Raw genomic sequence first — 15,320 nt, forward strand, 5'->3', positions numbered from 1 at the left:
CGATGCCGCCGGCGGCGGTGGGGCGAGTCGCCCGCTCAGCAATGAGCGGGCGCGGATTGAAACCCAATCGTCACCATTGCGATAGGTCAAGGTCACGTCGCCCGCTCAGCAATGAGCGGGCGCGGATTGAAACCTGGCCAGTCGGCGGGCCAGGTCATGACGATTGGTCGCCCGCTCAGCAATGAGCGGGCGCGGATTGAAACAACACGAGATCGCTTGCGGCGGCATGGCGGCACTATGTCGCCCGCTCAGCAATGAGCGGGCGCGGATTGAAACACGCGTCGCGCGGCGCCAGCCAGAGCGCCTTTGCGTCGCCCGCTCAGCAATGAGCGGGCGCGGATTGAAACATCAACGATCGCCTGGCCGAAGCGTTCGAAGACCGTCGCCCGCTCAGCAATGAGCGGGCGCGGATTGAAACGCGCCTGGCCGCGGTCGAGCAGCTTGTTGCCGCAGGTCGCCCGCTCAGCAATGAGCGGGCGCGGATTGAAACAGTGCTGCTTTTAGTGTCACTACTAACGATGAGGTCGCCCGCTCAGCAATGAGCGGGCGCGGATTGAAACGAGCGTCGTTCCGGATGGGTCGGTTATCCTGGTTGGGTCGCCCGCTCAGCAATGAGCGGGCGCGGATTGAAACAATTGGCCGGGCGTCGAGAAGCATCCGGTCCCGGTCGCCCGCTCAGCAATGAGCGGGCGCGGATTGAAACCGCTGTGAAGGTCAGCGTGCGGTAGCCCGAATCGGTCGCCCGCTCAGCAATGAGCGGGCGCGGATTGAAACCCCTATTTCCGGTACGGCATTGAGCGCGTTAGTGGTCGCCCGCTCAGCAATGAGCGGGCGCGGATTGAAACCTGAGCCGCAAGCAATGGACGAATGGGCCATTCGGTCGCCCGCTCAGCAATGAGCGGGCGCGGATTGAAACACCACCAGATCAGCATCGGCAGCGAGTGCTGCGGGTCGCCCGCTCAGCAATGAGCGGGCGCGGATTGAAACGCGAGATCGATCGCATGGCCGATGCCCTGGTCGGTCGCCCGCTCAGCAATGAGCGGGCGCGGATTGAAACAGTCTGCCGGCGCTGATAGTCGATCAACTGCTCACGTCGCCCGCTCAGCAATGAGCGGGCGCGGATTGAAACGACTCATGAGCGATGCAGCGAAACCGCATCTGCGTCGCCCGCTCAGCAATGAGCCGACGCGGATTGAAACCGTCGAGTCGAGCTCAAGAGATCCACGGCGTGCTGGAAGCAAAGGGCCGTGCTCCCAACATTCAGACTGAAGTAGGTCAACCGGCAGCGCTCGGGGTTGTTGTGGTTCGGGCGAGAATAGAGCCCTCACTCCCCATGCACGAGGCGGGCAGATTCGGCAGGGACTTGAGGTGCATCTCACCCCGCCGTTTCCTGCGCGCAGTATAGCCGGCGATTGACGATGGCAGGCGTGCACATAAGTTTCCCCTGCGAACGCGGGGGATCGAGCGCTTTCCCGGCCGACCTTAGCTTGATTCGAAGTTGATGCGCAGTCATGCTGATCGCCCATGACCCAACAACTCACCATCGGGTTTCTCTTGCTCTCTGCGCTTTGCATTTCCATGCAGCCGGTGGTCTGGATTGCCTGGGCGGTCTGCGGAATGGCATTGGCCGTATCCGTGATCCGATCTTTCTTCCGGCTCACTCGCTGACCCACGATTCACGGTTTCGCTTGATCCGATCGAGCAGATGCCATTTGGCTGCATCTCGGAAATTGCGAGGTGGCGCAGCGGAGGTTGGACGCGCGGGGAGTTTGACGCTCTCTTGCAGGCTCGGTGCACCCGAAGCGCCATTTGCTGGTTCGATTGTTGGCGGTGCGTTGTGTTGTCGACAGCGGGCTGTCGTGTTGAACTGGTGGAGGATTTCTGGGCTGATGTGGTCCGGCTGCAAGGCAGGCATGAACGAGACGATGCCGACCATTGACGTGTACGACCCCGGCGACACCGAGGCAAGACGGATGCAACCCTGCGCTATTCGTTCCGCTCGCGCGATCGAGGTCTATCAGATCGTTCCTCCATGGAGCATTTACTGTGTACTTTCTCGCTTCCAAATCGCCGCGTCGTCGTCAGTTGCTTGAGCAGATCGGGGTGGCTTTCGATGTGCTGGATGTCGATATTCCCGAGGTGCGGGCGGTGGATGAACCAGCGCTGGATTATGTAAGCCGGGTGGCGCGGGAGAAGGCCGGGGCGGGTTTGCTGCAGGTGGCAGGGGTTCCGGCAGCCGTGGTGATCGGCGCGGATACCGAGGTGGTTCTGGACGGCGAGGTGTTCGGCAAACCGGGGCATGCAGAGGATGCCGCGGCGATGCTGGGGCGTCTGGCGGGACGGACGCATTCGGTGATCAGTGTGGTCTGGTGTGTCAGCGCGGCTCGTGAGGATCACGTGATTTCGGTGTCCGAGGTCAGCATTGCTGCGCTTGATGGGCGCTCCATCGATGCGTATGTCGGGACCGGTGAGCCATTCGGCAAGGCTGGTGGTTATGCGATCCAGGGGCGGGCCGCTGCCTTTGTTCAGCATCTCAACGGCAGTTATTCCGGGGTCATGGGCTTGCCGTTGCACGAAACTTCACAGTTGTTGGCGCGATTTCCACCCCATTCTGCTGTCCAGGACCCCGTTCGGGCCTTGTAATACGGCAGCTTACGTGTCTCCGATATTCGACAAGACACGCTCCCGCCAGCTATAAATCACTTCAACTTCTTGTGCCAACACCTTGTCGTGACCGAAGAAATACTGATCAACGTGACTCCGCGCGAGACTCGCGTCGCGCTTGTCGAGAATGGCATGCTGCAAGAGGTGCATATCGAGCGGGCGAGTCGACGTGGATATGTTGGCAATATCTACAAAGGAAGGGTAAGCCGGGTCATGCCTGGCATGCAGGCCGCCTTTGTCGAGATCGGTCTGGATCGTGCCGCATTTCTGCATGCATCGGACATCATGCGACCCAACGCAATCCTGGTCGGCGAGAACGGCGAGGCTGCGCCGACACCGACGCCGCCGATCAATGAGTTGGTGCGTGATGGTCAGGAAATCGTCGTCCAGGTGGTCAAGGACCCACTGGGTACAAAGGGTGCCCGCCTGACGACGCACCTGTCGATTCCTTCGCGCTATCTGGTGTTGTTGCCGTACAGCACGGTTCTTGGTGTTTCGGTGCGCATCGAGGATGAAACCGAGCGCATGCGGCTGAAGGAGATTCTTGCTGAAGCGATCGGCGAAAACCCGCTCGGCTACATCGTGCGCACGAATGCCGAGGGGCACTCTCGTGACGCACTTGTTGAAGATATCAATTATCTTCGCAAGTTGTGGACAACCTTGCATGGTCGCCTGAATGGGGCGAAGGTCGGTTCGCGAATTTATGAGGATTTGCCGCTGGCGGTGCGAGCGCTCCGCGATCTGATGCGGCCGAGCATCGAAAAGGTACGCGTTGATTCGCGTGAAACCCTGGAACTCGTTGTTGAGTTCACCGTCCAGTTCATGCCGGATCTCGCTGATCGGGTTGAACACTATCCCGGTGAGCGCCCGGTCTTTGATCTCTATGGCGTCGAGGACGAAATCCAGCGCGCCTTGAAGAAGGAGGTCCCGCTCAAGTCAGGCGGGTATCTGGTCGTTGATCAGACCGAGGCGATGACGACCATCGATGTGAATACCGGAAGCTATCTCGGTACGCGCAACCTCGAAGAGACGGTCTACCGGACCAATCTCGAAGCGGCGCAGGCCGCGGCGCGGCATCTTCGCTTGCGCAATCTCGGTGGCATCATCATCATTGATTTCATCGACATGGTCGATGAGGAACACAAGCGACAAGTCATCCGGCAACTGGAAAAATCCCTGGCCCGCGATCACGCCAAATCGACGGTCTATGAAATGTCACCGCTGGGCCTGGTCGAGATGACGCGCAAGCGCACGACCGAGAGTCTGGAGCGGCAATTGTGCGAAGCGTGTCCGGCCTGCAGTGGGCGCGGCACGATCAAGACAGCTGAAACCGTCACGTACGAAATCTTCCGCGAAATCACTCGCGCAGTTCGCCAGTTCGATGCGGAAAAGCTGCTGGTGTTGGCCACGCCGGACGTGGTTTCGCGCATCCTCGATGAGGATTCGGTTGCGGTTGCCGAGCTTGAGGAGTTTATAGGCAAGACCATCAGATTTCAGCCCGAGGAACACTATTCGCAGGAGCAGTTCGATGTTGTTCTGCTATGACGGTGCTTTGACTCGGGCGATGCAGGTAGCGTGATGAATAGCTTCATCCGGCTCTGCCTCAAATGACGCCGTTTCGCCGTCGTCTGCGCAAACTGCGTTTTTTCCTGCAGGCAGCATTCGTAACCCTGGTCATTTCTGCGGCGGTGCTGGTCGCGTTTGCGCAGTTGGCGTTGCCGTGGCTGGCAGACAATCCGCAGCGTATCGAGCAGTGGTTGACCGAGCGTCTTGGTCGGCAGGTCAGTATTGGCCATGTCAGCGGCTTGTGGACGCGGTCGGGGCCTCGTCTGGTCATCGATGATCTGCGCATTGCCGCATCGTCCAGGGACGAGGGTGAGTTGCGTTTGCCGCGTTCCGAGCTGGCCTTGAATCTGTACGCCGCGTTCCAGCGCAATCGTGCCTGGAACGAGTTTCGCGTGGTCGGTCTGGATCTGGCTTTGCGTCGTAGTGCTGCGGGCGAGTGGAAGTTGCGCGGTTTCGATCTGGATACGCACGGGGAAGCGTCGATGGGTGCGCTCGGCGTCGTCGTGCTGGTCGATATGCAACTGGCGGTGGTTGATCCCGAGCACAATATCGATCTCGCCATGCGCATTCCCGAGCTGCGCGTGGTCAACCTCGGCAGGATCACGCGTGTGCTTGGTCGCGCTGGCAATGGAGTGGGCGCTGATGCGCCGCTTTCCCTGATTGCCGATATCGACATGCAGCAACGCTCGGGTCGCCTTTACGTCGGTGGCAAGCAACTGGATTTCGCGAGTCTGCTGGCCGCGCATGACCTTGATGGCGTCCAGCTGGTTTCCGCGACGGGTGATTTGCAGGCCTGGGCAAGCTGGCAGCATGGTCTGGTCGAAGATGTGAATCTGCAACTCGCGCTTGAGCAGACCATTCTGCAATCCAATCGCGAAATCGTGATCGATCCGAATCTCTCCGTGCAGCCACGCTCTGCATTTGATGCACTGACGGCCAGTGCGCGCTGGCAGCGCCGGGATGCGGGCTGGCGATTCGATCTGGCCAATTTCTCGGTGAGCCGGCAAGGCAAGCGGAGTGCCGAAGGTCGCCTGATCCTTGAGTACGCCGGGGCTCAATCAGGTGTCTGGAAAGTCGCCGCCAACGGGCTCGAAGTCGACGCCATCGCACCCATCGCGATGCTTTCGGAATCGACCCCGGAACGTTTGCGCCGATGGTTGTATCGCGGCAACCCGCGAGGATCGATTGATGCGATCCACGCGCAGGGTCGTTCGGCTCAGGATTACGACGTTGATGTCGCCGTATCGGATTTCAGTGTCCATGACGACAACTCGATTCCGGGTATCGATTCGCTGTCGGCTCGTTTGCGCGGGGATGCCCAGGGACTTCTGCTTGAGATTCCCGACCAGAGGACCCGCATCGACTACGCCCATGTTTTCCGCAAGCCGTTCGAGCTAGTTCATTTCGGTGGCGACATCGCTGCCTGGAAAGAGGGCGAAGACTGGCACCTGCAGACTCATCGCCTGACCGTGGAGGGCAAGGAGTTTGCCGTTGCCCTGCGTGGAGGTGTGCAGTTTCAGGCGCAAGGTTCACGACCCGCAGTGGATCTTTCCGCTGTGGTTGCACGTGGCAACGTCGAGGCGGCCAAGATGTTCTGGCCGACGACAAGCATGCCGCCGAGTGCCATCGAATGGCTGGATCGGGCGTTGCAGGAAGGCGAGGTGACGGCGGGTCGGGCCATGATTCACGGAGATCTCGATCATTGGCCGTTCGATGACAATACCGGACGTTTCGAGGCGCGCGCCGAGCTCGAAGGTTTGAAGCTGGCGTATCTGCCGGATTGGCCGAGTGGTGAGGATTTGTCGGTCAGCGCCACGTTCATCAACAACGGCATGACGGCCGTCGCAGATTCAGGCAAGACCCTCGGCCTGACCGTCGACAATGCGAAGGCAGATATCGCCGACTTTCATGAGCCGGTTCTTGTGCTGTCAGCGGATGGCCATGGCGCGGGCAAGGATCTTCTCTCCTATCTGCGCGCCACGCCGGTCGGTGAGGATCACGCCGATTATCTGGCAGGGCTCGCCATCGGCGGAGCCGGCGTTACCCATATCGATCTTGAAGTGCCGCTCAAACACAATGAGGATTCGAAGCTCGATGGTCGCGTCGATCTGAGCAATGCTGATCTGGACGAGTCAACCTGGGATCTGCATTTCAAGAAGGCCAACGGTCGGGTCCGGTTCACTCGAAGCAGTGTCGTTGCAGACGCGCTTGATACGAGCTTCGAGGGCTTTCCGGTGGCCCTGGGTGTGGCCATTGGCAGTGCCGCAAGCGATCCTGCCAATGCCTTCGAGGCAAGCCTCACGGGGGTCTTGCCGGTCAATGTCGCGTTTGCCAAGGCCAGTGGCCTTGAGGCCGCTTTTCCGAGATTTCCGGGTCAAGCCAACTGGCATGTCGGGCTGGCGATCGGGTCAGACAATGGTCCGGCCAAGGGACGCAACCGGTTGACCCTGGCGAGTGATCTGCAGGGAATCGCGATCGATCTGCCCGAGCCTCTGGCCAAACCGGCCGACACTGCGCTGCCGTTTTCGCTGACTCTCGACATGCCGCCTTTGGGCCGACCGTTTTCGGCGAGTCTTGGAGACATTCTGCAGATCAACGGGCGCCTTCCTTCGCCAACCTCATCACTGTCGGCCAACCTTGAGCTCGGGCCTTCAGCCTCCACCGAAGATCTCCCAGCCAGTGGTATTCGCATCAATGGACATGCGAAGTCTTTTGATGTTGGCGGCTGGATCGGCTTGTTCAGTCAGGGTGGCGGCAGCGGCGATCTGCTCCATCGGATCGCAATCGATGTCGACGACCTGCAATTGGCTGGACGAAGCTTCCCGAATCTGCACCTCGACCTGAAGCCGGATGGCGAAGCAATGAAGATTGAAGTCGCCGGCGAATCGCTGCAAGGCGAGCTCACTGTTCCGACTGTCGAACTGCATCGGCGAGGCATTACCGCACAGATGAAGCGTGTGCGCTGGCCGGATCTGGTTGCGGACGAAGATGCCGCACCTGCCGTGCTTTCCAGAGTTGACCCAACATCGATTCCGCCTCTGCATTTGTGGATTGGAGAACTTTTTCTCGGCGAATCCAATTTCGGCGATATGCGGCTGGAAAGCTTTCCGACCCAACAGGGCATGCGTCTGGACTTGCTGGAAACCCGATCGTCGAACATGGACATGAGCGCCAGCGGCGACTGGCTGGGTAGTGCCGATGAAAACCACTCGCATCTCGTCATCGACATGAGCGCGGAGAACCTCGGCAAGATGCTTGATACTTTCGGCTTTTCCGGAATCATCGAGGGCGGTCAGACCGTAGCCCATATCGATGCAACATTCCCGGGATCACCGGCTGCATTCGCACTGGCCAATGCGACAGGTTCGTTGAATATCAGCGTCGACAAGGGCCGGATTCTCGATATTGATCCCGGTGCGGGCGGGCGCTTGTTCGGCCTGTTCTCGCTGCGTGAGATCCCGCGTCGCTTGTCGCTGGATTTCAGCGATCTGTTCAAGTCCGGCATGAGCTTCAACTCGATCAAGGGCAGTTTCAAGATCGAAGAGGGCAGTGCGCAGACCGACGGCCTGCACATCGCCAGCCCTGCTGCCGACGTCACCATCAGTGGTCGTACCGATCTGCGCAAGCACCAATTCGACCAGGAAATATCAGTGACCCCACGCGCAGGCGTAGCACTCCCGGTGGTCGGCGCGTTGGCCGGAGGACCGGTTGGCGCAGCCGCCGGACTGGTCATGCAGACCCTGATCGGCAAGAGCCTCAACAAGGCGGCACGATCCCGCTACAAGGTCACTGGAAGCTGGGAAAAGCCGGTGATTGCCTTGATCGGTCGCGAAACGATCACAACCACGGATGAGGAGCCAGGAGCCGACTCAGGCGACGGGCTCGATACCGACTCACGGCCAGCGGCCACGAAAGACGATGCGATGATCGATCCGGTCCAGAAGGTAATCGATGCACTACCGGTGCTGAAGCAGGACATGCGCGCAGGATCGAAAACCGAATCGGATGCGCACCTCGAACCGCAGCGCCGCTTGGCACCGTTGCCCGAAGGTCTGGCGCAGCAGCCACCAGGGTCCGACGATCGGGATCGCGGATAGGTGCCGATCAGATCCGCGAATACTTCCAGGACAGCAACTGACCATCGCGATACGGCATGACCCCATGAAAGGTTCTCGGGTCGGCATCGAAAACCAGGGGCAGGAAGTGGCGATCGCCCTCCCATAGCGGAAGTTCGAGGATACGATCGATTTCGATCCATTCCAGCGATCCTTCGGCATTCTCGGTCAACGCCGTACCACTGAAGTTTTCGATCAGGAAGACAAAGCCGAGCCAGTCTTCACCGTGCTTGCCGAAACCGGGCCAGCTGATCGTGCCGCGCAGACGCATGTCCGTGCATTCAATGGCGGCTTCCTCGCGGATTTCCCGGCGCATGCAGGCAACGACATCTTCATCCGCATCCATCTTGCCGCCAAGGCCGTTGTACTTGCCAAGATGCTGATCGTCGGCTCGCGCGTTTCGATGGACCAGCAAGACCTTTGAACGATCGCTGGAAAGAACATAGCCAAGCGTGGCCAGAATCGGTGTATAGGGCATGGCAATCGGGAATCTGAATCCGGATTCTGCATTTTCGCAGATTCGCGGTGTGTTCCGTTGCAGTAAGGGCTGCTAGGTGTGGGACTTTTGCGCCTCGGCAAAAGCAGCCAGCTGTTCCGGGCTCGCTTCGCGTTGATGCTTTGCCTTCCAGTCGGAGAACGGTTCGCCATAGATCAGCTCGCGGGCTTGCTCCTTGCTCAGCGATTCGCCGCGTTGTTCGGCGGCCTCGCGATACCAGTCGGCAAGGCAGTTGCGGCAGAAGCCGGCCAGTGTCATCAATTCGATGTTCTGCACATCGCTGCGCTGACCAAGGTGCTCAAGCAGGCGGCGGAACGCGGCCGCTTCGAATTCGGTGCTGTTGCTGGACATCGACGTTCTCCGCTTTGATCAATCGTTGAATCGTAGCATCCGGGTTCGAGTCTGCCTTTGCCGCCATGCTTGGTGACATGGATAATGTACGGCTTCCGATGGAGTTCCGATGAAAGCACGTCTGCTGGATGGCAAGCGAATTGCCGATGAATTGCTTGAGCGTCTGGCTGAACGTGTGCGCGTGCGCATTGAAGCGGGCAAGTCGAGACCGGGTCTGGCGGTGATTCTGGTTGGCAGCGAAGCGGCTTCGGCCGTCTATGTGCGCAACAAGCGTCGGGCTTGCGAACGGGTGGGATTCGCGTCAATGGCGTTCGATTTGCCCGAGGACACGCCGGAGGCCGATTTGAGCGCGTTGATTGATCGACTCAACGCCGATCCGGCCGTTCACGGCATTCTTGTGCAACTTCCGTTGCCTGGCCATGTTGATTCCAATGCGCTGATCAATCGCATTGATCCGCACAAGGATGTCGATGGTTTCCAGGCCGAGAACGTCGGTCGCCTGGTCTTGCGTCAGCGCGGACTGCGTCCGTGTACGTCCAAGGGTGTAATGACCTTGCTCGCGCATACTGATCGGCCGGTGCGCGGCAAGCATGCCGTCGTCGTCGGTGTCTCCAATCATGTCGGGCGTCCGCTGATGCTCGAACTTTTGCTGGCCGGATGCACGACGACGGTCTGCCACCGATTCACCGAGGATCTGCCGGGTTTTGTCGCCGAAGCCGATATCCTGATCGTCGCCGTCGGTCGCGCCGGCCTGGTTCGCGGCGAGTGGGTCAAGCCTGGAGCAACCGTGATCGATGTCGGCATCAATCGTGGCGAAGACGGCAAATTGACCGGCGATGTCGAATTCGCCAGCGCCGCCGAACGTGCCGCGTGGATCACCCCGGTTCCCGGCGGTGTCGGGCCGATGACCGTCGCGACCCTGATGGAAAACACAATTGAGGCCGCCGAAACGTTTTTCGACTGATTCAGCGCTAATTTTTTGCACGTTGCTGACGAATTCCGCGCAGGGCCGCGTCGGCGCGCTGTGTATCGATCCAGGCGGCGATGTGGGCGGCATCGGGCGGTGGCGTATCCAGCCAGCGACTGTCGTCGCCATCGAGCAGATACCCTGACAAGGCGTCATCGTGATAGACGTCGACGCGGTTGCGATTGTCGCCACGCGCATGCACGACAATCGCCGGCACCTGCGGGTCACTTCTGAGAAAGCTCCCGGTGTAAGCAGGTCGGCAATGCTGCGCGGCAAACTGCCAGGCCAGCGAGGGCAGCAGGTCGGTCTGCTGAAAATCATCCTTGATCACGGCCGGCATATCGACCTTGCCGGCGACGACCATCGGCACCCGGGCAAACGAGCGATCGCCGTGAGCTGCGAATTCATCCTTGTGCAGCGGTGTCATCGTGCGGTGATCGCCCATGAAGATGAGCACGCCATTGTCGAGATAGCCGCGCTTTTGCAAGGCGTCGTGGAAGATGCCGATCTGTTCGTCGACATAGCGAAATGAGCGTTCCGGATCGATCTTGTGGCTGCGCGGATCGAGGAACGGAGGATGGCTGCTGACGGTCAGCAGCACCGAGACGAATGGCTTGTTGTCGTCGCGATGATCAAGCCAGTCGAGGAAGCGCTGGTAGAACACACGGTCTTCGACGGACTTGAATTGCCAACGCTCGCGGCCGGCATACCAGGGATCATCGGCGCCGGAAATCGTGTTGAATCCGATTTGCCTGAGCCAGCGTCCGATATTCAGAAAGCCGGTATCGCCGGGAGTAAAAAATGCGGATTCGTAGCCACTGGCCGTCGCCAGGCCGGGCAGGGAGTTGCTGCCGGTGGCGAAATTGTCGAACGAGTACTCAAGCACGCCAGGCGGATTGATTGGCAGCAGGCCCGTGCCAATGGCGACTTCGGCGCCGCTGGTGGTGAAGCCATTGGCATAGAAGTGCGTGAAATAGTGGTTGTCGCGAGCAATCGCATCAAGCCGCGGCGTCCAGTCGAACTGGCTGCCAAGCAGGTGACTTTGCCAGGCCGACAAGGATTCGACGAGAACGATGATGACATTGGGGCGATTTGCGTCCGGATTGCGCTCGCAGACTTTCGGCACTTCGGCGGCGAGCGTGCGCTGGCGATCGAGATATTCTTCGCTGAACGCGCGTACGCTGGCTTGCGCCTGATTCGCTGCGATCACGTTGTCGATCAGTTCGCCGTGCACATAGCGCACCGGACTCCGCAAATGACTGATTCCGGCAGCCAATGCGCTGGCAACGGCGAGCACGCCGAAAACGAACGCCAGACGCGGACGCCTGCGTGCCGACAGGCAAGCCAGCCAGGGCAGGGCCAGCAACACGAGCACAGTGACCAGCTTGAGCCAGCCCAGTGGCGAATGCAGGTTTGCTTCGAGCACACTCCAGTTGGCCGCGAACTCGCCGCCGAAGTGGCTGATGTCACCGAGATGGAGACGCTGATAGAACAGGTCGAAAATGACCACATCGGTGGCGGCGATCAGAAGCAGCGCGAAAGCGAGCAGGATGAGCAAGCCGCGCACGAGGGATCGATGGCTCAGTGCAGCCAGCGCCATCAGGCTTGCCAGACCGGCAAACAGCCAGGCATCGGCACCCAGTGTTGGCACGAGGAAACAGCCGTGACAGTCCGTGTAAGTGCCCAGGGTTGCTTCAACCAGCAACGACCGCGCGATGAATACCAGTGCCGCCGCGACGACGATTGCCGCCATCGCGAAGCACTGGATAGCGTTGGCTAGACGACGGATTCGCGATGGTCGCGAATGAATCGGACTGGACGGCATTGGCGGAAACCTGGGCTAAACCGATAGAATAGCGGACTTGATCAGCCTCCCTGCAGCCCATGCGAATACTCGCCGAAGCCCTGACGTTTGATGACGTCTACCTTGTCCCCGGTCATTCCATCGTGCTGCCGCGCGATGTCAATACCTCCTCTCGACTGACCCGCAACCTGCGCGTCAACGTTCCGATTGTCTCGGCTGCGATGGACACCGTGACCGAGGCGCGCCTGGCCATTGTCATGGCCCAATGTGGCGGAATCGGCATCATTCACAAGAACATGAGCCTCGAACAACAGGCCGCCGAAGTGCGCCTGGTCAAGAAGTTCGAGGCTGGCGTGATCCGCGATCCGCTCACGGTTCGACCCGATGCGACGATCCGCGACGTCATGCGCATCACCGGTGAGCATGGAATCTCGGGTGTGCCGGTGGTCGACAACGAGGAACTGGTCGGCATCGTCACCAGTCGCGACATGCGCTTCGAGAAGAAGCACGATGATCCGGTCCGCAACATCATGACGCGCAAGGATCGACTGATCACGGTCAAGGAAGGTGCCAGCGAGGATGAAGTGCTGGCCCTGCTGCACAAGTTCCGCATCGAGAAGGTGCTGGTGGTCAACGATGCCTTCCAGTTGCGTGGTCTGATCACGGTCAAGGACATCCAGAAAGCGCGCGACAACCCGCATGCGGCCAAGGATGATCACGAGCGCCTGCGCGTCGGTGCGGCGGTCGGCGTCGGTGGTGACACCGAACGACGGGTGGCGGCGCTGGTCGAAGCCGGCGTCGATGTGCTCATCGTCGATACCGCGCATGGCCACGCCCAGTCGGTGATCGACCGCGTCGCATGGGTGAAGAAGAATTTCCCGAACACCGAAGTCATCGGCGGCAATATCGTCACCGCCGATGCGGCACTGGCGCTGCGCGATGCCGGAGCCGATGCGGTCAAGGTCGGCGTCGGCCCCGGTTCGATCTGCACCACGCGCATCGTCACCGGCGTCGGCGTGCCACAGATCACCGCGATCGACCTGGTTGCCAATGCGCTCAAGGACGACATCCCGCTGATCGCCGATGGCGGTATCCGTTATTCGGGTGATCTGGCCAAGGCCATCGTCGCCGGCGCTTCGACAGTGATGCTTGGCAGCATGTTTGCCGGCACTGAAGAGTGCCCCGGCGAAGTCGAGTTGTTCCAGGGCCGTTCGTACAAGAGCTATCGCGGCATGGGCTCGATGGGTGCGATGGAGAAAGGTTCCAGCGACCGCTATTTCCAGGATGCCTCGGATCCCGAGAAGCTCGTCCCGGAAGGCATCGAGGGCCGCGTTCCGTATCGCGGACCGCTGCGCAACATCATTCACCAACTGGTCGGTGGCCTGCGCGCCTCGATGGGCTACTGCGGCTGCGCGACGATGGATGACATGCGCACGCGCCCGCAATTCGTCCGCGTCACCAGCGCCGGCGTCCGCGAAGCACACCCGCACGACATCCAGATCGTCAAGGAAGCGCCGAATTATCAGTTGAGTTGATTGAAAACCGGGATTTGGGAGTTGGGATTCGGGATTCGTTGGGGCGGCTTCTCGCGAATTGCCGGACTCGTCCTGTCGTCGGTGTTTTTGCTTTTTCGAATCCCCAATCCCCAATCACGAATCCCGCCGCATGACCAACCTCCATCACGACAAGATCCTGATCCTCGATTTCGGCGCACAGTACACGCAGCTGATTGCGCGACGTATTCGCGAAATTGGTGTGTATTGCGAGATCTGGGCCTGGGATCACGATCCGGCCGAAATTGCTGCCTACGGCGCCAAAGGCATCATTTTTTCGGGCGGGCCGGAATCGACCACCTTGCATGGTTCGCCGAAAGCGCCGCAGGAAGCCTTTGATGCCGGTGTGCCGATTCTCGGCATCTGCTACGGCATGCAGACGCTGGCCGCCCAGCTTGGCGGCTCGACCGATGCGGCCGATGCGCGCGAGTTCGGCCACGCCGAAGTTGAAGTGATAGCCCGGGATGTGCTGCTGCACGGACTCAATGACCATCCGGGTCAACCACCACGGCTGAACGTGTGGATGAGTCATGGCGACCATGTCGCCACGGCACCACCGGGGTTCGTCGTCACCGCACGCACCGAGCGCATTCCGGTCGCGGCGATGGCCAATGAGGAAAAGCGCTGGTACGGCGTGCAATTCCATCCCGAAGTCACTCATACACGCCAGGGTGAAACCCTGTTGCGTCGCTTCGTCGCCGATATCTGCGGTTGCCGGACCTTGTGGACAGCGGCCAATATCATCGATGACCAGATCGCCCGCGTGCGCGAAAAGGTCGGCAAGGATGAAGTCATTCTTGGTCTTTCCGGTGGCGTCGATTCCTCGGTCGTCGCCGCGCTGCTGCATCGCGCGATCGGTGAGCAACTGACCTGCGTGTTCGTCGATACCGGTCTGTTGCGCTGGCAGGAGGGCGACCAGGTCATGGCCATGTTCGCCGAGCACATGGGCGTCAAGGTCATTCGCGTCAACGCGGCCGATCGCTATTTCGATGCCTTGAAGGGTGTCAGCGATCCGGAAGCCAAACGCAAGGTCATCGGCAATCTGTTCATCGAGATCTTCGACGAGGAATCCTCGAAGTTGGCCAATGCACGCTGGCTGGCCCAGGGCACGATCTATCCGGACGTCATCGAATCGGCGGGCAGCGGCACCGGCAAAGCCCATGTGATCAAGAGTCATCACAATGTCGGTGGTTTGCCTGCACACATGAAGCTTGGTCTGGTCGAACCGCTGCGTGAATTGTTCAAGGATGAAGTACGCCGGCTTGGCGTCGAACTTGGTCTGCCACGCGCGATGGTCTATCGCCATCCGTTTCCGGGGCCGGGCCTGGGTGTGCGCATCCTCGGCGAGGTCAAGCGTGAATACGCCGAACTGCTGGCTCGCGCCGACGCGATCTTCATCGAGGAACTGCGCAAGGCCGATCTCTACGACAAGACCAGCCAGGCCTTCGCGGTGTTCCTGCCGGTCAAATCGGTTGGCGTGGTCGGTGACGCCCGTGCTTACGAATGGGTCATTGCCTTGCGCGCGGTCGAGACGATCGATTTCATGACCGCGCATTGGGCGCACCTGCCATACGATTTCCTCGGCACGGTGTCCAACCGCATCATCAATGAGCTCCGCGGCATCTCGCGCGTCGTCTACGACATCAGCGGCAAGCCACCGGCAACGATCGAGTGGGAATGATTCCGCGTCTGGCACAGCCAGGCACCTGATGGCATGAAATGCCGCTAAGCCCGCGTAATTGCGGGCTTTTTTTTGTTTGTGTTTGGCACGATCTGGCAACGGGAGGAAGCGCCAAGCACCGTT

At 60.2% G+C, this 15,320-nt stretch carries 9 protein-coding genes and 1 CRISPR repeat array; of the genes, 6 read left to right on the plus strand and 3 right to left on the minus strand.

What is annotated here, in order from left to right:
• Positions 1–25: 25 nt before the first annotated feature.
• Positions 26–1,199: a CRISPR direct-repeat array (repeat unit 38 nt; unit sequence GGTCGCCCGCTCAGCAATGAGCGGGCGCGGATTGAAAC).
• An 847-nt stretch (positions 1,200–2,046) separates the two neighbouring features.
• The 3 genes from VFN25_RS08495 to VFN25_RS08505 all read left to right on the plus strand — a co-directional run bounded on the left by VFN25_RS08495 (position 2,047) and on the right by VFN25_RS08505 (position 8,327).
• Positions 2,047–2,643, plus strand: coding sequence for a Maf family protein (locus VFN25_RS08495; protein ID WP_325140812.1), 597 nt, complete (start codon positions 2,047–2,049; stop codon positions 2,641–2,643).
• 87 nt (positions 2,644–2,730) lie between these two features.
• Positions 2,731–4,209: a ribonuclease G gene (gene rng / locus VFN25_RS08500; RefSeq protein WP_325140815.1), complete on the plus strand. Its 1,479-nt coding sequence runs from the start codon at positions 2,731–2,733 to the stop codon at positions 4,207–4,209.
• Between the two features lie 62 nt (positions 4,210–4,271).
• Complete coding sequence (locus VFN25_RS08505; protein WP_325140817.1) at positions 4,272–8,327, plus strand: YhdP family protein; 4,056 nt, start codon at positions 4,272–4,274, stop codon at positions 8,325–8,327.
• Between the two features lie 7 nt (positions 8,328–8,334).
• On the opposite strand, the gene VFN25_RS08510 is transcribed toward VFN25_RS08505, so the two are convergent.
• The gene (locus VFN25_RS08510; RefSeq protein WP_325140819.1) at positions 8,335–8,823 is read right to left on the minus strand and encodes an 8-oxo-dGTP diphosphatase; all 489 of its coding nucleotides are present in this window, start codon (positions 8,821–8,823) and stop codon (positions 8,335–8,337) included.
• A gap of 72 nt (positions 8,824–8,895) precedes the next feature.
• Entirely contained in the window at positions 8,896–9,192 is a 297-nt protein-coding gene (locus tag VFN25_RS08515; protein WP_325140821.1) for a DUF1244 domain-containing protein, read from the minus strand.
• Between the two features lie 109 nt (positions 9,193–9,301).
• Between VFN25_RS08515 and folD the strand changes: the two genes are divergently transcribed.
• A complete protein-coding gene (gene folD, locus VFN25_RS08520) occupies positions 9,302–10,156 on the plus strand; it encodes a bifunctional methylenetetrahydrofolate dehydrogenase/methenyltetrahydrofolate cyclohydrolase FolD (RefSeq protein WP_325140823.1) in 855 nt (284 codons plus the stop codon).
• Positions 10,157–10,163: 7 nt separating this feature from the next.
• Here the strand turns inward: folD and VFN25_RS08525 are convergent, their stop codons facing one another.
• Positions 10,164–11,912: an LTA synthase family protein gene (locus VFN25_RS08525; protein ID WP_325140825.1), complete on the minus strand. Its 1,749-nt coding sequence runs from the start codon at positions 11,910–11,912 to the stop codon at positions 10,164–10,166.
• Positions 11,913–12,043: 131 nt separating this feature from the next.
• On the opposite strand from VFN25_RS08525, the gene guaB reads away from it, so the two are divergent.
• Positions 12,044–13,498 (plus strand): IMP dehydrogenase, encoded by a 1,455-nt coding sequence (gene guaB, locus VFN25_RS08530; RefSeq protein WP_325140827.1) that lies wholly within the window; start codon positions 12,044–12,046, stop codon positions 13,496–13,498.
• A gap of 130 nt (positions 13,499–13,628) precedes the next feature.
• Positions 13,629–15,197: a glutamine-hydrolyzing GMP synthase gene (gene guaA / locus VFN25_RS08535; protein WP_325140830.1), complete on the plus strand. Its 1,569-nt coding sequence runs from the start codon at positions 13,629–13,631 to the stop codon at positions 15,195–15,197.
• Positions 15,198–15,320: the final 123 nt, after the last annotated feature.

Origin of the sequence: Dokdonella sp. (assembly GCF_035703485.1) — a bacterium.
Taxonomy (GTDB): Bacteria; Pseudomonadota; Gammaproteobacteria; order Xanthomonadales; family Rhodanobacteraceae; genus Dokdonella.

What these genes read in the sequence shown, in the direction of transcription:
- guaB (WP_325140827.1), top strand. Translation starts at nt 12,044, where the DNA reads ATGCGAATACTCGCCGAAGCCCTGACGTTTGATGACGTCTACCTTGTC.
- VFN25_RS08510 (WP_325140819.1), bottom strand. Translation starts at nt 8,823, where the DNA reads ATGCCCTATACACCGATTCTGGCCACGCTTGGCTATGTTCTTTCCAGC.
- guaA (WP_325140830.1), top strand. Translation starts at nt 13,629, where the DNA reads ATGACCAACCTCCATCACGACAAGATCCTGATCCTCGATTTCGGCGCA.
- folD (WP_325140823.1), top strand. Translation starts at nt 9,302, where the DNA reads ATGAAAGCACGTCTGCTGGATGGCAAGCGAATTGCCGATGAATTGCTT.
- VFN25_RS08505 (WP_325140817.1), top strand. Translation starts at nt 4,272, where the DNA reads ATGACGCCGTTTCGCCGTCGTCTGCGCAAACTGCGTTTTTTCCTGCAG.
- VFN25_RS08515 (WP_325140821.1), bottom strand. Translation starts at nt 9,192, where the DNA reads ATGTCCAGCAACAGCACCGAATTCGAAGCGGCCGCGTTCCGCCGCCTG.
- VFN25_RS08525 (WP_325140825.1), bottom strand. Translation starts at nt 11,912, where the DNA reads ATGGCGGCAATCGTCGTCGCGGCGGCACTGGTATTCATCGCGCGGTCG.